Source organism: Streptomyces sp. MMBL 11-1, assembly GCF_028622875.1.
GTDB lineage: Bacteria > Actinomycetota > Actinomycetes > Streptomycetales > Streptomycetaceae > Streptomyces.
In genome coordinates, this window is the sequence record NZ_CP117709.1 from 3,859,954 (window position 1) to 3,882,207 (window position 22,254).

Sequence of the window (22,254 nt, forward strand, 5' to 3'; positions counted from 1 at the left end):
GTAGTCGTTCCATGAGCGAGCACCGTCGCAAAACGCCTCAGCCACAAGGCGGCGGGCGTGCCGCGGCCAGACGCGCCGCCCAGCAGTCGACCGGACGCAGAGCAGTCCCGTCACGCAGAGCCACGTCGAGTTCACCTACCGAATCGTCGTCCGAGGCGCACGGCGGGGATCGCCCGTACGGCAGCCGCGCCGAGGCCCGTCGCGCGGCCCAGCGCGGCGGTGGCCGACGCCGCGGTGGCGGCGATCCCGTCGGCCCGGGAGGCCGGGGGCGCGACCACGGCGACACCGGCAAGAAGCGCTTCATCGACTACCCGCGCCACGGCAAGTACGGGTTCCGCCGCTGGGTGCCCTCGTGGAAGCTGGTGTCGGGGCTCTGTCTGGGCTTCCTCGGCGTGCTGATGGGCGTCGGGGGCGTCTCGTACGCCTTGGTCTCCAAGCCGAACATCAACGAAGCGGCCAGGGCGCAGAACAACGTCTACTACTGGGCCGACGGCACACAGATGGTGGCGACCGGAGGTTCGGTCAACCGCCAGGTCCTCAAGTACGAGCAGATCCCGGAGGAGATGCGCAACGCCGTCATCTCGGCCGAGAACAAGAGCTTCGAGACGGACAAGGGCATCGACCCGGTGGGCATCGGCCGCGCGCTGCTGAACATGGCCACCGGCGGTGAGACCCAGGGCGGCTCGACCATCACCCAGCAGTACGTGAAGAACTCCATGCTCACCCAGGACCAGACGCTCAAGCGGAAGTTCCAGGAACTTTTCATCACGCTCAAGGTCGCCGGTGAGGACAGCAAGGAAAAGGTGATGGCCGGCTACCTCAACGTCTCGTACTACGGGCGTGGGGCATCGGGGCTGCAGGCGGCGGCCCGCACCTACTACAACAAGGACGCCGGCGAACTGAACGCGAGCGAGTGCGCCTTCCTGGCCACGCTGCTCAAGGGTGCGAGCTACTACGACCCCGCAGGCGCCACCGACATCGACAAGAAGAACGCGACCAAGCAGAAGAACACCAAGCGGGCCAAAGAGCGGTGGGAGTGGATCCTTGACGAGCAGGTCAAGGACGGGCGCATGACGGCGGAGGAACGCGCCAAGTACAAGGAGTTCCCCATGCCGCTGCCGAAGAAGAAGGACGCCAAGCTGGGCGGCCAGACCGGCTACCTGGTGGAGCTCGCCAAGAAGTACTTCCTCGCCAACAACGATCGCCGCATCGACGCCAAGCAGCTCGAACTGGGCGGCTTCGAGATCCACACCACCTTCCAGAAGAAGAGGGTGGAGGAGCTCGAGGCAGCGGTGAACAAGGTCTACAAGGCCAAGATCCGGCCCGAGGAGCGCCCGAAGACGGACACGCACGTCGAGTTCGGCGGTGCGTCCGTGGACGCGAAGACCGGCGCCATCATCGCCACGTACGGCGGCCAGGACGCCACCACGCACTTCATGAACAACGCGGACGCCACCGGGGCCCAGGTCGGTTCCACATGGAAGCCGTTCGTACTGGCCGCGGCCATGCAGTACGGCGTGCGTGATCCTTCCGGCGGGAAGGAGCAGACCAACTCCCAGCGCACCCAGGTCTCGCCCGAGAGCGTCTACAACGGCGACAACAAGCTGGAGATCAGGGACTACACGGGCAAGACCTGGCTGAACGAGAACGACGAACCGTGGCGTCAGACCAATGACGGCGATCAGGACTACGGCGAGATCGACCTGCGGACGGCCATGGAGAAGTCCGCCAACTCCCCGTTCGTGCAGCTCGGCATGGACGTCGGTACGGACAAGGTCAAGGACGTCGCCGTCGCCTCCGGTCTGAAGGACGACGATTTCATGGCCGACGCGACCGTGCCCTCGTTCTCCATCGGCACCTCGTCGCCCAGCGCCATCCGCATGGCGGGCTCCTACGCCACCTTCGCCACGAGTGGCCAGCAGAACGACACGTACTCGGTGACCGAGGTGAAGCGGGAAGGCCTGACCGTCTTCAAGCACAAAAAGCGGCCCCAGCGCGCCTTCAGCCCGGTCATCGCCGACAACGTCACGGACGTGCTGAAGAACGTCGTGGAGAACGGAACAGGAAAGCCCGCCCGTCTGGAGGGCCGTGAGGCCGCGGGCAAGACCGGTACGACGGACGGCAACCGGTCCGCCTGGTTCGTCGGGTACACACCGCAGATCTCGACCGCCATCAGCATGTTCCGGTACGACGACGACGAGACGAACCAAGAGCGCGAGTTCTTGAAGATGTTCGGCACCGGTGGAGAGAAGAAGATCCACGGAGCCTCGTTCCCGGCCTCCATCTGGCACGACTACATGACCGGGGCGATGAAGGGCAAGAAGGCCATTTCCTTCCCGGAACCGAAGGACCTGGGCGATGTCGTGTGGGGCGGTGGCGCGAAGAGCCCCAGCCCGACGCCCAGTCCCACGCCTTCGCCGACGCCCTCCGAAGAGGAGAAGGAAGAGCCGCCGTCCCCGACGCCGACCCAGACCACCCCCAGTCCGACGCCGTCGCCGACCAGGAGCTGCAGCATCTGGGACCCGACCTGCCAGGAGGCCAACGGCGGGGCGAACGCCGGAGCGGATGGCGGAGGTGACAACTCCGGAGCCGACGCCGGGGGCGACAACACCGGAACCACCGACGGGGGCGACAACACCGGAACCACCGACGGCGGTGACAGCGGTGGCCCCCAGGGAGGGAACGGCAACCCCAACGGTGGCAACACCATCTGGGGCAACGGCGGATAGCCGGACCACGGGCCGGGCCTCTCAGAGGCCGGCCCACCGCAGCGGCGAGGGCCGCCGTACCCACCCGGGTACGGCGGCCCTCGCCGTGTTCCCCGCGGTGTGCGGCATCCCGGTCCGTATCCGTGTCCCCCGGGCGGTCCTTGCCCCGGGCACAGCCCCGTACGGCAGGATGTGCGGCATGCCAAGCCCCAGCGCAGAAGACACGAGCGTGCACCAGGAGCGGCCCCTCGTGCGGCCCACCGATCAGGACGAGGTCGCGGCGGCCGGCAGCGAGCTGTTCGGCGGCCGGGCGGGACGCTGGGCGCGGCTCGGCGACGGCCCGCTCACGCCCGTGCGTGTCGTCGCGCTGGTCATGATCGGGATGTTCGCCCTCGGTATGGTGCAGAAGATCCCCTGCTACGAATGGGCCTGGTTCCGCGGGGCCACCTCGCAGTACACGCACGCCTGCTACTCCGACATTCCGCACCTCTTCATGGGGCGCGGCTTCGCCGACGGTCTCGTACCGTACTTCGACCGGCTGAGCGGCGATATGCAGTACCTGGAGTACCCCGTGCTGACCGGGGTGTTCATGCAGGTGGCGTCCTGGCTGACGCTGACGCCGGACAGCGACCCCATCCAGCAGCGCGAGCAGATGTACTGGATGGTCAACGCGGGCATGCTGATGATCTGCGCGGTGGTCATCGCCGTGTGCACCGTCCGCACGCACCGCCGCCGCCCCTGGGACGGCCTCCTGGTCGCGCTGGCCCCCGCGTTCGTCCTCACCGCGACCATCAACTGGGACCTCCTGGCCGTGGCCCTGACGGCTGCGGCGATGCTCATGTGGTCACGGGGACGGGTGCTCGCGTTCGGCATCCTCATCGGCCTGGCGACCGCCGCCAAGCTCTACCCGGTCCTGCTGCTCGGCCCGCTCCTGGTGCTCTGCTGGCGGGCGGGCAGGCAGCGTGAGTTCGGGACGGCGCTGCTGGGCGCGGGAGCGGCCTGGCTGGTGGTGAATCTGCCGGTGATGATCTTCGCTCCGGAGGGATGGCGGAAGTTCTACACGTTCAGCCAGGAGCGGCCCATCGACTTCGGTTCGTTCTGGCTGATCATCACCCAGCGCACCGGCAAGCCCATCGACGTGGAGACGGTCAACACCGCGTCGGTCGTCCTGATGGTCGTGTTCTGCGCGGGCATCGCGGGCCTGGCGCTCTCCGCGGCCCGCCGGCCGCGCTTCGCCCAGCTGGCGTTCCTGGTGGTGGCCGCGTTCATTCTGACGAACAAGGTCTACTCACCGCAGTACGTGCTCTGGCTGATCCCGCTGGCCGTCCTGGCCCGGCCGCGCTGGCGCGACTTCCTCATCTGGCAGGCCTGCGAGGTCATGTACTTCCTCGGGATCTGGTTCTACCTCGCCTACACCAGTGGCGGGGACAAGCACCAGGGGCTGCCGCAGGAGGGCTACCAGGTCGCGATCGTCCTGCACCTGCTGGGCACGCTGTACCTGTGCGCGCTGATCGTCCGGGACATTCTGCGGCCGGAGAGGGACCCGGTGCGCGGGGACGGGGCGGACGACCCGTCGGGCGGTGTCCTCGACGGGGCTCCGGACGCGTTCGTGCTGGCGCCCGAGGCCCGTTCGTCCGGGAACAGGGCCCCGACGGTCACGGGACCTCAGGTGGAGTGGGGCGCGGCGCCCACCCGGGACGGCTGACCCGGGCCGGGCAGGGCCGTTCGGGGCCGCGCCCGGGCGGCTCAGCGGTCGACGAGCCGGTCGTACTGCGTGGTGGTGTGGCGCAGGTGGGCGACCAGCTCGTCACCGACCCGCGGCTCCTGGGCGTCCGAGGGCACGAACAGGATCGACACCTGCATGTGCGGCGGCTCGGCGAACCACCGCTGCTTGCCCGCCCAGACGAACGGCGACAGGTTGCGGTTGACCGTGGCCAGGCCCGCGCGGGCGACGCCCTTGGCCCGCGGCATCACGCCGTGCAGCGCCTTGGGCGCCTCCAGGCCGACCCCGTGGGACGTACCGCCGGCCACGACGACCAGCCAGCCGTCGGAGGCGGCCTTCTGCTGGCGGTAGCCGAACCGGTCGCCCTTGACGACGGGGGTGACGTCCAGGACGGCCCCCCGGTACTCGGTGGCCTCGTGGTCGCCCAGCCAGAGCCGGGTGCCGATACGGGCGCGGAAGCGGGTCTGCGGGAACTGCTGCTGGAGCCGGGCCAGCTCCTCGGCGCGCAGATGGCTGACGAACATGGTGTGCAGCGGCAGTCGGGCCGCGCGCAGCCGGTCCATCCAGCCGATGACCTCCTCGACGGCGTCGGAGCCGTCGGTGCGGTCCAGCGGCAGGTGCAGGGCGAAGCCTTCGAGCCGTACGTCCTCGATCGCCGCGTGCAGCTGGCCGAGCTCCTCCTCCTTGACGCCGTGGCGCTTCATCGAGCTCATGCACTCGATGACGACCCGGGCGCCCACCAGGGCGTGCACCCCGTCGACGGAGGAGACGGACCGGATGACGCGGTCCGGAAGCGGTACGGGTTCCTCACCACGCCGGAACGGGGTCAGGACAAGCAGGTCGCCGCTGAACCAGTCCTTGATCCGGGCCGCTTCGTAGGTCGTCCCGACGGCGAGGGTGTCGGATCCGAAGCGGATCGTCTCGTCGGCGAGGCGCTCATGGCCGAAGCCGTAACCATTGCCCTTGCAGACGGGTACGAGACCGGGGAACTGGTCGATCACGGACTTCTGGTGCGCCCGCCAGCGCGCGGTGTCGACGTAGAGGGAGAGCGCCATGGCCGGCCCGGAACCTTTCTGGTGGCTGCGGTGAATCAGGAACGAACGGTGTGTGCCGAGATGTGTGCGGCCCGGAGGGGGTGAAGCGGATCAGCGACGCGACATGTAGATGTCGAGCGCCTTGTGGAGCAGCTTGTTGAGCGGGAAGTCCCACTCGCCGACGTACTCGACGGCTTCGCCGCCGGTGCCGACCTTGAACTGGATCAGGCCGAAGAGGTGGTCGGTCTCGTCCAGCGAGTCGCTGATCCCGCGCAGGTCGTAGACGGTCGCGCCCATCGCGTAACTGTCGCGCAGCATGCGCCACTGCATCGCGTTCGACGGCCGGACCTCGCGGCCGATGTTGTCGGAGGCGCCGTAGGAGTACCAGACGTGTCCGCCGACGACGAGCATCGTGGCCGCGGAGAGGTTCACGCCGTTGTGCCGGGCGAAGTAGAGCCGCATCCGGTTGGGGTCCTCGGAGTTGAGGACGGTCCACATGCGCTGGAAGTACGAGAGCGGGCGCGGCCGGAAGTGGTCGCGCACGGCGGTGATCTCGTAGAGGCGCTGCCACTCGGCCAGGTCCTCGTAGCCGCCCTGGACGACCTCGACGCCGGCCTTGTCGGCCTTCTTGATGTTGCGGCGCCACAGCTGGTTGAAGCCCTTGAGGACGTCTTCGAGCGAGCGGTTGGCCAGCGGCACCTGGAAGACGTAGCGGGGCTGGACGTCACCGAATCCGGCGCCGCCGTCCTCGCCCTGCTGCCACCCCATCTTCCGCAGCCTGTCCGAGACCTCGAAGGCGCGCGGCTCGATGTGCGTGGCCTCGACGTCGCGCAGGCGCTTCACGTCCGGGTCCTGGATGCCGGACTTGATGGCGGCCGAGTCCCAGCGGCGGATGACCACCGGCGGGCCCATCTTCACGGAGAAGGCGCCCTGCTGCTTGAGGTGCGCGAGCATCGGCTGGAGCCAGTCGTCCAGGTTCGGCGCGTACCAGTTGATGACCGGGCCCTCGGGGAGGTACGCGAGGTAGCGCTTGATCTTGGGCAGCTGGCGGTACAGGACGAGGCCGGCGCCGACGATTTCGCCGTTCTTGTCGAACCAGCCCAGGTTCTCCGAACGCCATTCGGTCTTCACGTCAGCCCACGCCGGGACCTGGCAGTGACTGGCCGAGGGCAGGCTCTGGATGTACGCCAGATGCTGCTCTCGGCTGATGGTCCTCAGGGTCAGGCTCATGCGGGGCGCTCCTCGGCAGGTGTGTCCCCATCGGTCAGGGGCTCCGGCTCTCGCGCCGAAGCCTACTGTGACCGAGGGGTACCCGGCCTGGCCCCGGGGGCCGGGAACGCACCACGGCCCGGTGCGGGTGCCGGGGCACCCGCACCGGGCGTCCTTCGGCCGGCGCTCCGGTCAGGTGATCACGCCGCCGAAGAGGCCGCCGTGGGCCATGCCGAGGTAGAAGCCGACCGCGGAGGCCCCGATGCCCATGATCAGGCCGAACCGCTCCCAGGTGGTCTTCGAGATGTACTGGCCGTAGGCGCCGGTCAGAATCCCGACGAGACCCGCCCATGAGCTGATCAGGTGCAGATGGTGGAACATCGCCGTGACGAACGCGAGGATGCCGAGCACCCCGGTCACCACCATCAGGACGTCCTGGACGGGATGCGGTCTGCCGTCCGTCGCGAAGAGCGAACCGGTGGCACGGCGGCCGGTCGCGGACCGGGAGCCGGCGGGTCGGATGGTCTGTGCCATGGAGTACCTCCTGGCCGGACGGATGGGCGGTGGATCCGGCGCCCCGCGCACCGCGGCGGGTGTAGCGCCTCTCACACCGCATCTGTCTCGATTGTGCCCTCTGAGCTCCTGATTTCAACCGGAAGCCGGTCTACGGGTAGTCTGTACGGTCTGCACCGGTGTCTGCCCAGGCCAGCACGGCAAGCCTCTCCCCGAACCCCGTCTCCGGGATCGTTCGGGAGCGGATTGTCCGTACTGGGTGTTCTCCTCGGGAACGCCGTTGCAACACGCATCACGACCCTCCTGCCACGGAACGACCGTGGCCGCTGAGTCCAAAGGAGGTGGGTTCCACATGCGTCACTACGAGGTGATGGTCATCCTCGACCCCGATCTCGAGGAGCGAGCAGTCTCCCCGCTGATCGAGAACTTCCTCTCCGTCGTCCGTGAGGGCGACGGAAAGGTGGAGAAGGTCGACACCTGGGGCCGTCGTCGGCTCGCCTACGAGATCAAGAAGAAGCCCGAGGGCATCTACTCGGTCATCGACCTGCAGGCCGAGCCTGCGGTCGTCAAGGAGCTCGACCGCCAGATGAACCTGAACGAGTCGGTCCTCCGGACCAAGGTCCTCCGTCCCGAGATCCACTGAGCATCTAGCTCAGCGTTTTTCGGGTCCGAGTAGCAGCAAGCAGCCAGAAGCAATCCCCGCCGAGAGGTTCACCCATGGCAGGCGAGACCGTCATCACGGTCGTCGGCAATCTCGTCGACGACCCCGAGCTGCGCTTCACCCCGTCCGGTGCGGCGGTCGCGAAGTTCCGTGTCGCGTCCACTCCCCGCATCTTCGACCGGCAGACCAACGAGTGGAAGGACGGCGAAGGCCTGTTCCTCACCTGCTCGGTCTGGCGTCAGGCGGCGGAGAACGTCGCGGAGTCGCTTCAGCGAGGCATGCGCGTCGTCGTGCAGGGCCGGCTGAAGCAGCGGTCCTACGAGGACCGTGAGGGCGTCAAGCGCACGGTCTACGAGCTGGACGTCGAGGAAGTCGGCCCCAGCCTCAAGAACGCCACGGCCAAGGTCACCAAGACCACCGGTCGCGGTGGTCAGGGCGGCCAGGGTGGATACGGCGGCGGCCAGCAGGGCGGCGGCACCTGGGGCGGCGGTCCCGGTGGCGGTGGCCAGCAGGGCGGCGGCGGTGCACCCGCCGACGACCCGTGGGCGTCCGGCGCGCCGGCAGGCGGCCAGGGCGGCGGGGGGCAGCAGGGCGGCGGAGGCGGCTGGGGCGGAAGCTCCGGCGGCTCCGGCGGCGCCTCTGGCGGCGGCTACTCGGACGAGCCTCCCTTCTAGGGCTGCTCGTACCCCCACTTCTTGATCACACAGGAGAAACACCATGGCGAAGCCGCCTGTGCGCAAGCCTAAGAAGAAGGTCTGCGCGTTCTGCAAGGACAAGACCCAGTACGTGGACTACAAGGACACGAACATGCTGCGGAAGTTCATTTCCGACCGCGGCAAGATCCGTGCCCGCCGCGTCACCGGCAACTGCACGCAGCACCAGCGTGACGTCGCCACGGCTGTCAAGAACAGCCGTGAGATGGCGCTGCTGCCCTACACGTCCACCGCGCGATAAGGGAAGGGTGACAAGAGCATGAAGATCATCCTCACCCACGAGGTCTCCGGCCTCGGCACCGCCGGCGACGTCGTCGACGTCAAGGACGGGTACGCCCGTAACTACCTGGTTCCGCGTGGCTTCGCCATTCGCTGGACCAAGGGCGGCGAGAAGGACGTGGCGCAGATCCGCCGCGCCCGCAAGATCCACGAGATCGCGACGATCGAGCAGGCCAACGAGATCAAGGCCAAGCTCGAGGGCGTGAAGGTTCGTCTGGCTGTCCGCTCCGGCGACGCCGGCCGTCTCTTCGGCTCCGTGACCCCGGCCGACGTCGCTGCGGCGATCAAGGCTGCCGGTGGTCCCGACGTCGACAAGCGTCGCGTCGAGCTCGGCTCGCCGATCAAGACGCTCGGCGGACACCAGGTGTCCGTCCGTCTGCACCCCGAGGTCGCAGCGAAGCTCGGCGTCGAGGTCGTTGCTGCCTAAGCGCAGAGCTCAGCTGAGTCAGTGAAGGGCCGCACCCGTTGGGTGCGGCCCTTTCTGTCGTGGTGACGCGGATGTTTCACGTGAAACGGGCGGCCTGTTTCACGTGAAACAGGCCGCGAAGTGTACGAATCAGCGGGTGGCTCCGGTGACGATCCACCGGCCCGACCGGGCGCGCAGCCAGAGTGTGACGAGGCGGACGGTCATCATCAGTGTCATCGCCCACCAGAGCGCGGTGAGCCCGCCGCCGACGGAGGGCACCAGCAGTGCGACGGGCGCGAAGACGGCGAGCGTCACCAGCATCGCCCAGGCGAGATAGCGTCCGTCGCCGGCTCCCATCAGGACGCCGTCCAGGACGAAGACCACGCCGGCGATCGGCTGGGAGACCGCCACGACCAGGAGCGCGGGGAGCAGGGTGTCCTTCACCGAGGGGTCGCTGGTGAAGAGGGGGATGAACAGAGGCCGGGCGAGCACGATCAGTACGCCCAGCACGATGCCGCAGCCGATACCCCACTCGACCATGCGGCGGCAGGCCTCGCGCGCGCCCTTCTCGTCGCCCGCCCCCAGATAGCGGCCGATGATCGCCTGCCCGGCGATGGCGATGGCGTCGAGGGCGAAAGCGGTCAGACTCCAGAGGGAGAGGATGATCTGGTGCGCGGCGATGTCGACGTCTCCGAGCCGGGCGGCGACGGCGGTGGCGATCATCAGGACGGCCCGCAGGGACAGCGTCCGGATCAGCAGAGGTACGCCGGCGCGTGCGCTGGCCCTGATGCCGGCCGCGTCCGGGCGCAAGGAGGCGCCGTGCCTCCGGGCTCCGCGGATCACCACGACGAGATAGGTGACGGCCATACCGGCCTGGGCGATCACCGTTCCCCACGCGGATCCGGCGATGCCGAGCCCCGCACCGTAGACGAGGGTCACGTTGAGGGCGGCGTTCACCGTGAAACCGCCGATGGCGACGTACAGCGGGGTGCGGGTGTCCTGGAGGCCGCGCAGTACACCGGTGGCGGCGAGCACGACGAGCATGGCCGGGATACCGAGGATGGAGATCCTCAGGTACGTGACGGCGTATGGAGCCGCGGTGTCGGACGCGCCGAAGATGTCGACGAGCCAGGGGGCCGTCGGGACCGCGAGCGCGACGACGGCTGCTCCGAGCAGCAGGGCGAGCCAGATGCCGTCCATGCCCTGACGGATGGCGGCGGGGAGATCGCCCGCCCCCACGCGGCGGGCGACGGCGGCCGTGGTCGCGTAGGCGAGGAAGACGAAGATGCTCACGGCCATCATCAGCAGGGCTGCGGCGATGCCGAGGCCGGCCAGCTGCGGGGTGCCGAGGTGGCCGACCACGGCGCTGTCGACCATCACGAACAGGGGCTCGGCGACGAGTGCCCCGAACGCCGGGACGGCGAGGGCGATGATCTCGCGGTCATGCTGTCGGCGGCCGTTCTTCGGGGTCGCGGGGGCCTTGGTCATGGGGGCCAATCTAATCTTCCACAGGTAAGAGATGCAATCGATAAGCGACCCTTACTTTCGCCTCGGTGGGGCCCGCCCTCCCGCGCCGTTTGCAGTGATCTTGAAATGAGGGCGAAAGTTTTTCTCCCCCACAGTCAGTGGATGGAGAACATGCAGGTCAGAGTGGTTACGCCGCTGTCGCTATGAGTTTGTCCACAGTGCTGTCCCCCGGTCCGTGCACAGGTTCGGGAGGGTTCTCCACAGCATCTGGTCGGTCGTCCACATGCCCTGTGGATAACCAGATTGGCTGACGGTGCGGAGGGGCCTACCGTGGTGCGGCGCCCGCACTCCGTTCCGGCACCGGAATCCACCGAACCAGACGCGCCGGAAGTGGAGTCGGGCGACCTGTTTGTCGGTGCCGTGCCGTAAGAAAGAGTGGCACGGCTAGGTCCGCGATGCGGACGGGAGGAGGCGGCCCGGTGAGCATTCCCGAGCCTTTGGACGACCCCTGGACCGAGACCGGCCCCGGGGACCGTCTGCCCGTCTCCCGCCAGCGCCGCGGAGACCGCAAGGGGCGCGAGGACCGCCACGACCGCGGCTCGGACGAGGCCTGGGAAGGCGGCTCCCCCGGGTTCGAACGGGTGCCGCCCCAGGATCTCGACGCCGAGCAGTCCGTCCTCGGCGGCATGCTGCTGTCCAAGGACGCCATCGCGGACGTCGTGGAGATCATCAAGGGGCACGACTTCTACCGCCCCGCCCACGAGACCGTCTACACGGCGATCCTCGACCTCTACGCCAAGGGCGAGCCGGCCGACCCGATCACGGTCGCCGCCGAGCTGGTCAAGCGTGGCGAGATCACCAAGGTCGGCGGAGCACCGTATCTGCACACCCTGGTGCAGTCCGTGCCCACCGCGGCCAACGCCTCGTACTACGCGGAGATCGTCCACGAGCGGGCGGTGCTCCGGCGGCTGGTCGAGGCGGGCACGAAGATCACGCAGATGGGATACGCGGCCGACGGGGACGTCGACGAGATCGTCAACTCCGCGCAGGCCGAGATCTACGCGGTCACCGAGCAGCGCACCAGTGAGGACTATCTCCCCCTCGGCGACATCATGGAGGGCGCGCTCGACGAGATCGAGGCCATCGGCTCGCGGAGCGGCGAGATGACCGGGGTGCCGACGGGCTTCACGGACCTCGACGCCCTGACGAACGGCATGCACCCCGGCCAGATGATCGTCATCGCGGCCCGCCCCGCCATGGGCAAGTCCACACTGGCGCTGGACTTCGCCCGCGCCGCGTCGATCAAGAACAACCTGCCCAGCGTCATCTTCTCCCTCGAAATGGGGCGCAACGAGATCGCGATGCGCCTGCTGTCGGCCGAGGCACGGGTGGCCCTGCACCACATGCGGTCCGGCACCATGACGGACGAGGACTGGACGCGGCTCGCCCGCCGGATGCCCGAGGTCTCGGCCGCTCCGCTCTACATCGACGACTCCCCCAACCTGTCGATGATGGAGATCCGCGCGAAGTGCCGCCGGCTCAAGCAGCGCAACGACATCAAGCTCGTGATCATCGACTATCTGCAGCTGATGCAGGCCGGTGGATCGAAGCGGTCCGAGAGCCGTCAGCAGGAGGTCTCGGACATGTCCCGAAACCTCAAGCTGCTGGCCAAGGAGCTGGAGGTCCCGGTGATCGCGCTCTCGCAGCTGAACCGTGGTCCCGAGCAGCGCACGGACAAGAAGCCGATGGTGTCCGACCTGCGTGAGTCCGGTTCCATCGAGCAGGACGCCGACATGGTCATCCTGCTCCACCGCGAGGACGCGTACGAGAAGGAGTCACCGCGCGCGGGCGAGGCCGACATCATCGTCGGCAAGCACCGAAACGGCCCGACGGCCACCATCACCGTGGCGTTCCAGGGCCACTACTCCCGCTTCGTGGACATGGCCCAGACCTGACGGGCGCCCCTGTCGCGGGGCATCCGTCAGACGCGTTCCGGCTCTCAGCCGTGTGCCAGGGTGCGGGCGAGGAGGGGGAGCAGGCGGTCCCAGTGGCGCCGCAGCGCGGCCGGGTCGAAGGCGTCGGTGTCGGACATGGTGAAGCCGTGGACCGTGCCGGGGTAGATCTCGGACGTGTAGCCGATGCCCGCGGCGTCCAGGGGCCGGTTGAGTTCACCGAGTGCCTCGGGCGTGATGTCCGTGGCCGCGTGGCCGAAGTGGACCTCGGCGGTGAGACGGTTCAGGCTGTCGGGCCCGTCGACGGCGACAGGCGCGTGAAACGCGGCGAGTGCGGCCACCTGCCCCGGGTGGGCCGCGGCGGTGCGTGTCGCCAGGAGGCCGCCGATGCAGTAGCCGGTCACCGCGACCGGCCCGGTGCTCACCTCGGGCTGGGCCGTGAGGAATTTGAGGTACGCGTCGGCGTCCCGCAGGACGCGTTCGGCCGTGTGCGCCTCGATCAAGGGCATCAGCCGGCCGACGAGCGCGGCCCGGTCCTCTCCCGCGATGTGCTCGGGAAGGTCGATGAGCGGTGTCGGCCCGTTCCTGTAGAAGAAGTTGGGGACGAGCACGTAGTACCCGTGCCCGGCCAGTTCGCGGGCCATCTCTCGCAGTACGGGCCGGATGCCGAAGGCGTCCGCGTACATCAGCACCCCTGGATGCCGCTCGCCGTCGTCGGGGAAGGCGGCGAAGGCGTCCGCCGAGCCGTCCGTGGTGGGGATCTGCAGGGTCTTGGTGGGAATGGTGGATCGTCCTCGCTGTGGGAGTTCGCCGAGCAGGCGTCGGTGGCACCCACGCTTTCAGCGCGGGCGGACGCGCGCAAGGGGGCTGTGCCGCAGTGTGCTCGGTCGTGCCCGCCTCGCGGGACCTCGGCTTCGGCGGCCCGGGGCGTCATCTGCCGGCCCCGCACGGGCACTTCGGCGAGGCGCGGGGGTCCCTCCGTACGTGGTGAGCGTGCCGGGCGGTAGCACTAGGCGGTGGGGATGATCCGGCTGACGACCGCCTCGACCAGGTGGTCGAGGCCGTCGTCACCGAGCATGTCCGGGAGCGTGAAGTGCTCCAGGAGCACACCGGTCATGGCCAGGTAGAGGACCAGAAAGGCGTCGGGGTCGCCCGGGAGGCCTCGGTCGCGGTGGAAGGAGAGGCTTTCGTCGAAGCCGGCGCGCACGGTTCGGGTCAGCTGGGTGCGCAGGTCGGGCCGGCGGGTCGCCTCCAGGCGCAGTTCCAGCATGGCCAGGTAGCCGGTCCGGTCGTCGGTCATCCGCCGGATCAGCCAGTGCATCAGCTCGGCGACCAGCTTCCGGGAGGGGGCGGCAAGCATGATCTGTTCGACCTGCGCCGGATCCGGCGTCATCCGGCTGCTGATACGGGCGCCGGTCTGCATCAGGAGGTCGTCGCGGCTGCTGAAGTAGTTCGACGCGGTGCCCAGCGGCACGCCGGCCCGGGCGTCCACGGCGCGGAAGGTGAGCCCGCGGGCGCCTTCGTGCGCGAGGACGTCGACCGCCGCGTCCGTGAGCATGACCCTGCGTTCGGGGTTCTTCGCCATCAGCGTTCTCCCTGCCCGTCCGGCTCGGAAAAGCGGCTTGCACAACCACTACATGTGAAGCACTATACGTGACGTGGTTGAGGTGCGGCGCCGAGCGGTCATGGGGTCGCGCCACCGGGCCGTCCGGCCCGTGCCCATCGACGGAACGGGGAACTCATGCGCAAGCTCACCTACTTCATCGCCTGCTCGATCGACGGCTTCATCGGGGATTCCCAGGGCGACGCCTCGGCGATGATGGCCTTCGTCAGCGAGGAGTTCCTCGGTTTCCTGAAGTCGGAGTACCCGGAGACCATCTCGTCGGAGGGCCGCGACATCCTCGGGTTGCACGACGCCGAGAACCAGCGCTTCGACACCGTGGTCCAGGGGCGGCGGAGCTATCAGCTGGCGTTGGACGCGGACATCACCAGCCCGTACGGCCACCTCCGGGAGATCGTCGCCTCCCGGACGCTCACGGAGTCCCCGCACCCGAACGTCGAGCTGATCGGGGAGGACCCGGTTGCCCGGATCAGGGAGCTCAAGGCCGAGGACAGCGAGCTGGACATCTGGCTCTGCGGCGGATCCCAGCTGGCGGGGCAGCTGCTCGACGAGATCGACGAGCTCGTGATCAAGACCTACCCGGTGGTGTACGGGGTCGGCATGCCGATGTTCGGGTCCGGTTCCGGGGTCACCGAGTTCACCCTTGAGGGAGTGCGGACCTTCGAGAACGGCGCACTGGTCCGCACGTACGGCCGCAAGCGCTGAGCCGCGGAAAACGGTTCGTCATGGGGCGCTCCGTCGGGTAGGGGTTGGACCATGACTTCTCTCGGCGAAGACCTGCTTCCCTCTACCCGGCGCGCTCTGTTGCACCGCATCGCTGTCGCGCAGCGCGACGGCCGCGCACCGTCCCTCGTGGCCGCGGTGCGCCGGGAGGGCCGTACGGCCTGGAGCGGGGCGCGCACGTGCGTCGAGGGGCATGCTCCCGACGCCGATACGCAGTACCGGATCGGTTCGATCACCAAGACGTTCACAGCCGTTCTGGTTCTGAGGCTGAGGGACGAGGGCCTGATCGACCTGGACGATCCTTTGGAGAAGCACCTTCCTGGCACGGCCGCGGGCGGGGTGACCGTCTTCCAATTGCTGGGCCACAGTGCGGGGCTGGGTGCCGAAGCGCCCGCCCCCTGGTGGGAGCGGACGTCCGGCAGCCTGCGGCCCGAGATCGCCGACGTGCTGGGCGACCGGCCGCAGAGGCACCCGGCCGGTCATCGCCATCACTACTCCAACCCTGGGTACACCCTGCTCGGGTCGCTGGTGGAGGCGGTACGCGGGGTCTCCTGGGAGGAGGCGCTGCGGCGGGAGATCCTGGAGCCGCTGGGCATGCACCGCACGACCAGCGGGCCCGTGGCGCCGCACGCGGGCGGCTGGGCCGTCCACCCCTGGGCCGACGTCATGCTGAGCGAACCCGCCGAGGACCTCGGGATCATGGCGTCCGCCGGTCAGCTCTGGTCCACCGCGGCGGACCTGCTGCGGTTCGCCGGCTTCCTGACCGAGGGCGACGACCGGGTCCTGTCGGCCTCCTCCGTGCGGGAGATGCGGAGGCCCGCCGCACCGGCCGAGACGGGCGGCAGCGGTTACGGTCTCGGGCTCCAGCTCGTCGGAGGCGAAGAACGCGTGCTCTTCGGGCATTCCGGATCGCTTCCCGGATTCGTCGCCGGCCTCTGGATCAGCGAGGAGGACGACGTGGCCGCGGTCGTTCTCGCCAATGTCACCTCGGGGCTGCCCGCCGCGATGGTGGCCGCCGAGCTCCTGGGGATCGTGGCCGAGGCCGAGCCGCGGATCCCGGCGCCCTGGCGTCCGCTGCCCGAGGTCGACGACGAGCTGCTCGCGTTGACCGGGATCTGGCACTGGGGAACCCACCCGGTCACGTTGAGGCTCACCGAAGACCGGGGCCTGCAGCTCACGCCGCTGGGAGGCAAGGGGCGCGGTGCGGCCTTCACGTACGGTCCGGACGGCTCGTGGACGGGCCAGAACGACTACTACGCGGGGGAGACCCTGCGCGTCGTACGCAAGGACGATGGCTCGGTGGACCACCTCGACCTCGGCTCGTTCGTCTTCACCCGGGAGCCGTACGAGGCGGGAGCGGCCGTGCCCGGAGGTGTGGACGCGGAGGGCTGGCGGGGGCTCGGCGGCTGATCTTCCGGCGGGCGGCGGGTGGGTGTTTCACGTGAAACACCCACCTGTCCGTGCTTTCAGAGGGCCAGCTTGAAGCCCACATGGCTGGCGGTGAAGCCGAGCCGCTCGTAGAAACGGTGCGCGTCCTCGCGGGTGACATCCGAGGTCAGCTGCACCAACTGGCAGTTCTGGCGGCGGGATTCGTCTACCGCCCACTGGATGAGCTGGGTGCCGAGGCCGCTGCCGCGTTCGTCGCCATGGATGCGGACACCCTCGATGATCGAGCGGGTCGCGCCGCGGCGGGAGAGCCCCGGGACGACGGTCAGCTGCAGTGTGCCGACGACTCGGTCCTCGCGCACGGCGACGACCATGTGCTGGTTCGGGTCGTCGGCCAGTCGCCGGAACGCCTCCCGGTACGGGGTGAGGTCGTCCGGGGACTCGCGCTGTGCCCCGAGAGGGTCGTCGGCGAGCATCGCGACCACCGCGGGCAGGTCGTCCAGGACGGCGGGTCGTATGGCGAGATCACTCATGATCGGCATCCTAGGACGGCCTCAGAGGATGTCTCGCCGATCCGGGACCTTCAGGCCCGGTCCGTCAGGCCGAGACCGTCAGGCCGGGTCCGTCAGGCCGAGACCGTCAGGCGGGGTCCGTCAGGCGGGATCCGTCAGGCCGGGACCTTCAGCTCTTCGACCGCTCTGACCAGAGGAGCGAGCTCCGGGTTCTCCGCCGCCTCGTCCAGGGCCGCACGCAGAGCGTTGTCGTTCGTCGGCCGGGCGGCTTCCAGCAGCGTGAGCCCGGCCTCGGTGACGTCGGTGTAGATGCCCCGGCGGTCGGTGTCGCACAGGTAGCGGGTCAGCAGCCCACGGTCCTCGAGCCGGGTGACGAGCCGGGTGGTGGCGCTCTGGCTGAGGACGACGGCGTCGGCGACCTGCTTCATCTGGAGATGTCCGCCGGTGCCGTTGTGCTGCCGGCTCAACACGTCGAGCAGGGAGTACTCGCGTGCGCTGAGTCCGTGGCCGGCCTGGAGCGCTCGTTCGATCCGGGCCTCGATCTTCCCGTGGAGCAGCGAGAGGGCGCACCAGCTCTGGGCGATGGCGGTCAGGGCGGGGTCGGTCGCTGTCATGTCTCTCTCCTCCGTGACGGGAGCTGCGTGACTCCAGGGTAGGGGACGTCTGCAATAGCCCGCGCTTGCAATTAGCCAGCGTCTGCAATTATTGTGGACGCCCGTAAGGCGCAGACGCAATCTCAGGAAAGGTGACACCCATGCCGCTCGCGCTCCTCGCCCTCGCCATCGGGGCATTCGGGATCGGAACGACCGAGTTCGTGATCATGGGGTTGCTCCCCGAGGTCGCCGGTGACTTCCAGGTCTCCATCCCGACCGCAGGCTTCCTGGTGACCGGCTACGCGCTCGGTGTGGTCCTCGGCGCCCCGCTGATGACACTGCTCGGCACCCGTGTCACCCGTAAGCGCATGCTGATGCTCCTCATGGGGCTGTTCATCGTGGGCAACGTGGTGTCCGCGCTCGCCCCCGTCTTCGGCGTCATGCTCGCCGGACGCGTGATCGCCTCCCTCGCGCACGGCGCCTTCTTCGGCATCGGCTCGGTGGTCGCGGCCGATCTGGTCGCCCCGCAGAAGAAGGCCGGGGCCATCGCCATGATGTTCACCGGGCTCACCGTCGCCAACGTCGTCGGCGTTCCGCTCGGCACGTTCATCGGGCAGACCGCGGGCTGGCGGACCACGTTTCTCCTCGTCGCCGTTCTCGGCGTCGTGGGACTGCTCGGCGTCGCGAAGCTCGTGCCGGACCGGCCCGGGCCGGAAGGCGTGCGCATCCGCCACGAGCTGGCCGCGTTCCGCAACGTCCAGGTCCTGCTGGCGATGGCCATGACCGTCCTGGGCTTCGGCGGGGTCTTCGCCGCGATCACCTACATCACCCCGATGATGACCGAGGTCGCCGGCTACTCGGCCTCGTCCGTCACCTGGCTGCTCGTCCTCTTCGGCCTCGGCATGGTGGCGGGCAACCTGATCGGCGGCAGGTTCGCCGATCGCCATCTGATGCCCATGCTGTACGTCTCGCTCGGCGCGCTCGCCGTGGTCCTCGGCCTGTTCACCGTGACCGCCCACAACAAGATCTCCGCAGCCGTCACCGTCGTTCTGATCGGCGCGCTGGGTTTCGCGACCGTGCCTCCGCTGCAGAAGCGGGTCCTCGACCAGGCGGCGGGTGCGCCGACACTGGCCTCCGCGGTCAACATCGGTGCCTTCAACCTCGGCAACGCCCTCTCCGCATGGCTGGGCGGTCTCGTGATCGCGGCCGGCCTCGGCTACACCGCCCCCAACTGGGTCGGTGCCGCTCTCGCCGCGTCGGCCCTGGTCCTGGCGGTGTTCTCGAGCCTGCTGGAGCGCCGGGGGACCGGCAAGTACCGGATCGTCGCCGGGAGCGGTCCCGAACCGGCCGCCGTGGCGGCGACCCGGCACTGAGCCGGCCGTCGCCCCCGGGAGCCCGCATCGCGAGGCGTCCGCACCGTGCTCGTGGCGGTGCGGAGCGGACGCCTCGCGTCAGCCCGTCGCGAGAGTGAGCGGGGCGAACCTGCGGGCGGCGTCGCCGGGCAGGTCCGGGATGCCGTACGTCATCACCGTGGTCCCGGGGCGGGGCTCCAGCCCGCTTTCCACCAGCCAGCCGAGCAGTTCCTTGTGCCGGGCGTCGACATCGGCCCGCAGCGGCCGGTCCGTCGTGGCGGCCAGGGCCGCGACAAGGGCCTGCGCGGTGACCGTGTCCTGGGCGATCAGTGGCCCGACCACCTCGGTCTGCCCGCTCGGCCAGAGCGCCGCGTAGCCGATCAGCACGCCGTGCTCCTCGGCGACCTGGAGCCGGTCGGAGAAGACGGGGAGCCGGGCGAGCAGATGCGTCCGGTCGGCGCCGAACACGGGGAGGTCGAGCCGGACCAACGCCTGCACGTCGTCCGCCGCGGCCGGGCGCGTGGTCACGGACGAGCGAGAGGACGAGAGCGCGGCCGGGCGAGAGGCCGGGCGAGAGGCCGAAGGGGGTCCGTCAGGGGCGCCCGATCCGAAACGGCCGGCGACGCGTTCGGCCCGGCCCACGGCGGAGAAGCCGAGGTCCTCGTAGAGCGGCTGTCCCAGCTCGGTGGCGTACAGGGCGAGCGGGGTGTCCCCCACGGCCTCCATCACGTGCCGCATGAGCCGGCGGGCGAGCCCCCGCCGTGCGTAGCGCTCGGCCACGAGCAGCATGCCGACCGCGGTGAGGTCGGATCCGTACGGCATGGTCAGACAGGTGGCCGCCAGGCCCTTGCCGTCCGGGGCGTCGATCCCGTACCCGGTGCCGGCCGAGAGGAGCAGACTCCACCGGTGTTCGTCGCGCGGCCAGCCGCGGTCCTCGCAGAGATCGGCGCAGGGGACCAGGTCTCCCCGGTCCAGGCGTCGGATCGGCAGGTCGACGAGGGAGAGGGGTGATGGGCTGTGCATGGGGTCAGGCTGTCCGACGGGATGATCGCGCGTCCACCGATTTCGCGGAACTGGCCGAGACCCGCAGCCGCCTGCCGCGCCGGGTGAGCCCCCAGGGCTTGAGCACCGAGACCGCGGTGATGAAGAGATAGGTGGCCGTGGCCACCGACGGCGCGATCACGAGGTCGATGTCCACCGCTCCCTCGGCGACCGCGGCGTTGATGCCGGGGCGCAGGGAGAAGATCGACAGGCCCGCCGTCACCAGGGTCAGCCAGAACTTGGTCCACACCCAGCGGTGCCGGGCCAGGCCCCACGGAGTGCCCAGCGACAGCACCAAGCCGCTCACCAGGGCGAGCAGAGCCACGGGGGCCACCAGCCAGTCCCCGTAGATCTTCATGGACCGCATGGCGGCGTCCGCGGTGGCCGGATCCCCGGTGGTGAACGCGGCGACGCCGAGCGTCAGCAGGCCGACAGTCAGGCCGAGCCAGCTGACGGAGACGGCGACATGGGCGACGAGGATGCCTCGGCGTAGGGGGCGCTTGAGTGGTTTCACGTGAAACACGATGCCGAGCGGGGCTCCCCGGGGCGTCCGGCAGCGGGAGTATCCACGGGTACCCGCTGAGGAGTACGTCCCCCGGCAGGACCGGGGCGCCTGCCCGCCGCGGGGGGTGTCAGCCCAGGTCGGGGGCGTGCAGCGCCCGTACGCCTTCGATGTTGCCGTCGAGGTAGTGCCGCAGGGACAGCGGAACGAGGTGCACGGCCGCGATCCCGACCCGGCTGAACGGCACCCGGACGATCTCGTACTCCCCGGAGGGCTCGTCGATCTCCGGGCCGTGCCGCAGGGAGACGTCCATCGACGCCAGTCGGCAGACGAAGAAGTGCTGGACCTTCACTCCCGTCACACCACCGTCCGCGATGTGCTCCACGGTGTCGACGAAGCACGGGACCACGTCGACGATCTTGGCGCCCAGCTCCTCGGCGACCTCGCGGTGCAGTGCCTCGACGACGGTGGCGTCCTCCGGCTCGACCCCGCCGCCGGGCGTGAGCCAGTACGGATCGACTCCCGGCTTCGTGCGCTTGATGAGGATGAGGTCGTCGCCGTCGAGCAGGACGGCGCGTGCGGTGCGCTTGACCACAGGACGTTCGGTCATGGCAAGAGAGTGGCCCGTGGAGGGCCCTCTGAAACTCCCCCGGCCTACCGGACCGCCGTGTCCAGCGCCTGTTCGACATCGGCGAGCAGATCCTCGGGGTCCTCAGCGCCGACCGAGAAGCGGATGAAGCCCTCCGCCACGGCGTCGCCGCCCCAGCGGCCCCGGCGCTCCGCGGTGGACCGGACACCGCCGAAGCTCGTCGCGTCGTCGACCAGGCGCAGCGCGGACAGGAACTGCTCCGCGGTCTCCCGGTCGGCCAGCTCGAAGGACACCACGGATCCGAAGCGCCGCATCTGGCGCCCCGCGACCACGTGTGACGGGTCGGCGGGCAGCCCTGGATACCGCAGCCCGGTGACCTCCGTCCGCTTCGTCAGTGCCTCGGCGAGAGCGAGGGCGGTGGCGCACTGGCGGTCGATGCGCAGCGGGAGGGTGGCCAGCGAGCGGTGCGCGAGCCAGGCCTCCATCGGCCCCGGAATCGCCCCGACGACCTTGCGCCACCGTCGTACGTCCGCCGTCAGCCGGGGATCGCGGCAGGTCACGTGGCCGAGCAGGATGTCGCCGTGCCCGGTCATGCCCTTGGTGTCGCTGGCGACAGAGAAATCGGCGCCCAGCTCCAGCGGGCGCTGGCCGATCGGGGTGGCCAGGGTGTTGTCGACGGCGACCAGCGCGCCCGCCGCGTGCGCGGCCTCGACCAGTCGCCGGATGTCGCAGACGTCCAGGCCCGGGTTGGACGGGCTCTCGATCCAGAGCAGCTTCGCCCCGGTCAGCAGGGCCAGCTGGGCATCGCCGACGGTCGGGGCGGTCCGGACCTCGACCCCGTACGCCTCCAGTTGCTCCCGTACGAGCGGCAGCGCCTGGTAGCCGTCGTCGGGCAGGACCACGGTGTCGCCCGAGCGGACCTGGGAGAGCAGCACCGCGGTGATCGCCGCCATGCCCGAGGCGAACACGGTCGTGCCCACCTCCTCACCCGGGGCCTCCAGCTCACTGATGGCCCGCTCCAGGTGGGTCCAGGTCGGGTTGGTATCCCGGCCGTAGGTGTACGGACCCGTCGGTTCGCCGGAGAGGTGGTAGTGCGCGGCGAAGACCGGGCCGGGCAGGGTGGGTTCGAACTGCTCCGGTTCGGGAAGCCCGGCGCGTACCGCGCGCGTTCCGTCGCCCATGGTGCTCATGCCTGCTCCTCCGCTGTTCTCCCGGTGGTGGACCGGTGTCCCCGCACTCTTCCAGAGGCCCCCGGAGCGGCTGTCCCCGG

Annotated in this window: 22 protein-coding genes; 10 read left to right on the forward strand and 12 right to left on the reverse strand. The window is 69.5% G+C overall.

Annotated elements, in window-relative coordinates; all coding sequences use genetic code 11:
- The first annotated feature begins 11 nt into the window (after window positions 1-11).
- Window positions 12-2,729 (forward strand): transglycosylase domain-containing protein, encoded by a 2,718-nt coding sequence (locus PSQ21_RS16715; RefSeq protein WP_274031321.1) that lies wholly within the window; start codon window positions 12-14, stop codon window positions 2,727-2,729.
- Between the two features lie 169 nt (window positions 2,730-2,898).
- On the forward strand, window positions 2,899-4,413 hold the full coding sequence (locus PSQ21_RS16720; RefSeq protein WP_274031322.1) for a glycosyltransferase family 87 protein: 1,515 nt from the start codon (window positions 2,899-2,901) through the stop codon (window positions 4,411-4,413).
- A gap of 41 nt (window positions 4,414-4,454) precedes the next feature.
- Here the strand turns inward: PSQ21_RS16720 and PSQ21_RS16725 are convergent, their stop codons facing one another.
- The 3 genes from PSQ21_RS16725 to PSQ21_RS16735 all read right to left on the reverse strand — a co-directional run bounded on the left by PSQ21_RS16725 (window position 4,455) and on the right by PSQ21_RS16735 (window position 7,208).
- Complete coding sequence (locus tag PSQ21_RS16725; protein ID WP_003967862.1) at window positions 4,455-5,486, reverse strand: alanine racemase; 1,032 nt, start codon at window positions 5,484-5,486, stop codon at window positions 4,455-4,457.
- 90 nt (window positions 5,487-5,576) lie between these two features.
- On the reverse strand, window positions 5,577-6,695 hold the full coding sequence (locus PSQ21_RS16730; RefSeq protein ID WP_097865582.1) for a lipid II:glycine glycyltransferase FemX: 1,119 nt from the start codon (window positions 6,693-6,695) through the stop codon (window positions 5,577-5,579).
- A gap of 171 nt (window positions 6,696-6,866) precedes the next feature.
- Window positions 6,867-7,208: a hypothetical protein gene (locus PSQ21_RS16735; RefSeq protein WP_274031323.1), complete on the reverse strand. Its 342-nt coding sequence runs from the start codon at window positions 7,206-7,208 to the stop codon at window positions 6,867-6,869.
- Between the two features lie 331 nt (window positions 7,209-7,539).
- On the opposite strand from PSQ21_RS16735, the gene rpsF reads away from it, so the two are divergent.
- From rpsF to rplI, 4 genes are all read left to right on the forward strand, one after another.
- Entirely contained in the window at window positions 7,540-7,830 is a 291-nt protein-coding gene (gene rpsF / locus PSQ21_RS16740; protein ID WP_018957345.1) for a 30S ribosomal protein S6, read from the forward strand.
- A 74-nt stretch (window positions 7,831-7,904) separates the two neighbouring features.
- A complete protein-coding gene (locus tag PSQ21_RS16745) occupies window positions 7,905-8,522 on the forward strand; it encodes a single-stranded DNA-binding protein (protein WP_274031324.1) in 618 nt (205 codons plus the stop codon).
- A 43-nt stretch (window positions 8,523-8,565) separates the two neighbouring features.
- Window positions 8,566-8,802 carry a 30S ribosomal protein S18 gene (gene rpsR, locus PSQ21_RS16750; RefSeq protein ID WP_003967857.1) on the forward strand — a complete coding sequence of 79 codons (237 nt, stop codon included), beginning with the start codon at window positions 8,566-8,568 and terminating at the stop codon, window positions 8,800-8,802.
- A gap of 18 nt (window positions 8,803-8,820) precedes the next feature.
- Window positions 8,821-9,267 (forward strand): 50S ribosomal protein L9, encoded by a 447-nt coding sequence (gene rplI / locus PSQ21_RS16755; RefSeq protein WP_003967856.1) that lies wholly within the window; start codon window positions 8,821-8,823, stop codon window positions 9,265-9,267.
- A 129-nt stretch (window positions 9,268-9,396) separates the two neighbouring features.
- On the opposite strand, the gene PSQ21_RS16760 is transcribed toward rplI, so the two are convergent.
- Window positions 9,397-10,734, reverse strand: coding sequence for an MATE family efflux transporter (locus PSQ21_RS16760; RefSeq protein ID WP_274031325.1), 1,338 nt, complete (start codon window positions 10,732-10,734; stop codon window positions 9,397-9,399).
- Window positions 10,735-11,192: 458 nt separating this feature from the next.
- On the opposite strand from PSQ21_RS16760, the gene dnaB reads away from it, so the two are divergent.
- Window positions 11,193-12,668 (forward strand): replicative DNA helicase, encoded by a 1,476-nt coding sequence (dnaB, locus tag PSQ21_RS16765; RefSeq protein WP_026290418.1) that lies wholly within the window; start codon window positions 11,193-11,195, stop codon window positions 12,666-12,668.
- 44 nt (window positions 12,669-12,712) lie between these two features.
- Here dnaB and PSQ21_RS16770 read toward each other — a convergent pair whose 3' ends face one another.
- Window positions 12,713-13,447: a dienelactone hydrolase family protein gene (locus PSQ21_RS16770; protein WP_274035799.1), complete on the reverse strand. Its 735-nt coding sequence runs from the start codon at window positions 13,445-13,447 to the stop codon at window positions 12,713-12,715.
- 227 nt (window positions 13,448-13,674) lie between these two features.
- Window positions 13,675-14,250 (reverse strand): TetR/AcrR family transcriptional regulator, encoded by a 576-nt coding sequence (locus PSQ21_RS16775; RefSeq protein WP_274031326.1) that lies wholly within the window; start codon window positions 14,248-14,250, stop codon window positions 13,675-13,677.
- A 156-nt stretch (window positions 14,251-14,406) separates the two neighbouring features.
- Between PSQ21_RS16775 and PSQ21_RS16780 the strand changes: the two genes are divergently transcribed.
- Window positions 14,407-14,991, forward strand: coding sequence for a dihydrofolate reductase family protein (locus PSQ21_RS16780; RefSeq protein ID WP_274031327.1), 585 nt, complete (start codon window positions 14,407-14,409; stop codon window positions 14,989-14,991).
- 51 nt (window positions 14,992-15,042) lie between these two features.
- Window positions 15,043-16,419 carry a serine hydrolase domain-containing protein gene (locus PSQ21_RS16785; RefSeq protein WP_274031328.1) on the forward strand — a complete coding sequence of 459 codons (1,377 nt, stop codon included), beginning with the start codon at window positions 15,043-15,045 and terminating at the stop codon, window positions 16,417-16,419.
- Between the two features lie 56 nt (window positions 16,420-16,475).
- Here PSQ21_RS16785 and PSQ21_RS16790 read toward each other — a convergent pair whose 3' ends face one another.
- Window positions 16,476-16,928: a GNAT family N-acetyltransferase gene (locus PSQ21_RS16790; RefSeq protein WP_274031329.1), complete on the reverse strand. Its 453-nt coding sequence runs from the start codon at window positions 16,926-16,928 to the stop codon at window positions 16,476-16,478.
- Between the two features lie 134 nt (window positions 16,929-17,062).
- A complete protein-coding gene (locus PSQ21_RS16795) occupies window positions 17,063-17,521 on the reverse strand; it encodes a MarR family winged helix-turn-helix transcriptional regulator (RefSeq protein WP_097865574.1) in 459 nt (152 codons plus the stop codon).
- Between the two features lie 140 nt (window positions 17,522-17,661).
- Between PSQ21_RS16795 and PSQ21_RS16800 the strand changes: the two genes are divergently transcribed.
- Window positions 17,662-18,873 (forward strand): MFS transporter, encoded by a 1,212-nt coding sequence (locus tag PSQ21_RS16800; RefSeq protein WP_274031331.1) that lies wholly within the window; start codon window positions 17,662-17,664, stop codon window positions 18,871-18,873.
- Window positions 18,874-18,951: 78 nt separating this feature from the next.
- Here PSQ21_RS16800 and PSQ21_RS16805 read toward each other — a convergent pair whose 3' ends face one another.
- From PSQ21_RS16805 to PSQ21_RS16820, 4 genes are all read right to left on the reverse strand, one after another.
- Window positions 18,952-19,875: a GNAT family N-acetyltransferase gene (locus tag PSQ21_RS16805; RefSeq protein ID WP_274031332.1), complete on the reverse strand. Its 924-nt coding sequence runs from the start codon at window positions 19,873-19,875 to the stop codon at window positions 18,952-18,954.
- 4 nt (window positions 19,876-19,879) lie between these two features.
- The gene (locus PSQ21_RS16810; RefSeq protein WP_274031334.1) at window positions 19,880-20,407 is read right to left on the reverse strand and encodes a DUF2269 domain-containing protein; all 528 of its coding nucleotides are present in this window, start codon (window positions 20,405-20,407) and stop codon (window positions 19,880-19,882) included.
- 118 nt (window positions 20,408-20,525) lie between these two features.
- Window positions 20,526-21,005, reverse strand: coding sequence for an NUDIX domain-containing protein (locus PSQ21_RS16815; RefSeq protein WP_274031335.1), 480 nt, complete (start codon window positions 21,003-21,005; stop codon window positions 20,526-20,528).
- Window positions 21,006-21,049: 44 nt separating this feature from the next.
- A complete protein-coding gene (locus PSQ21_RS16820) occupies window positions 21,050-22,174 on the reverse strand; it encodes a cystathionine gamma-lyase (protein ID WP_274031336.1) in 1,125 nt (374 codons plus the stop codon).
- Window positions 22,175-22,254 lie beyond the last annotated feature (80 nt).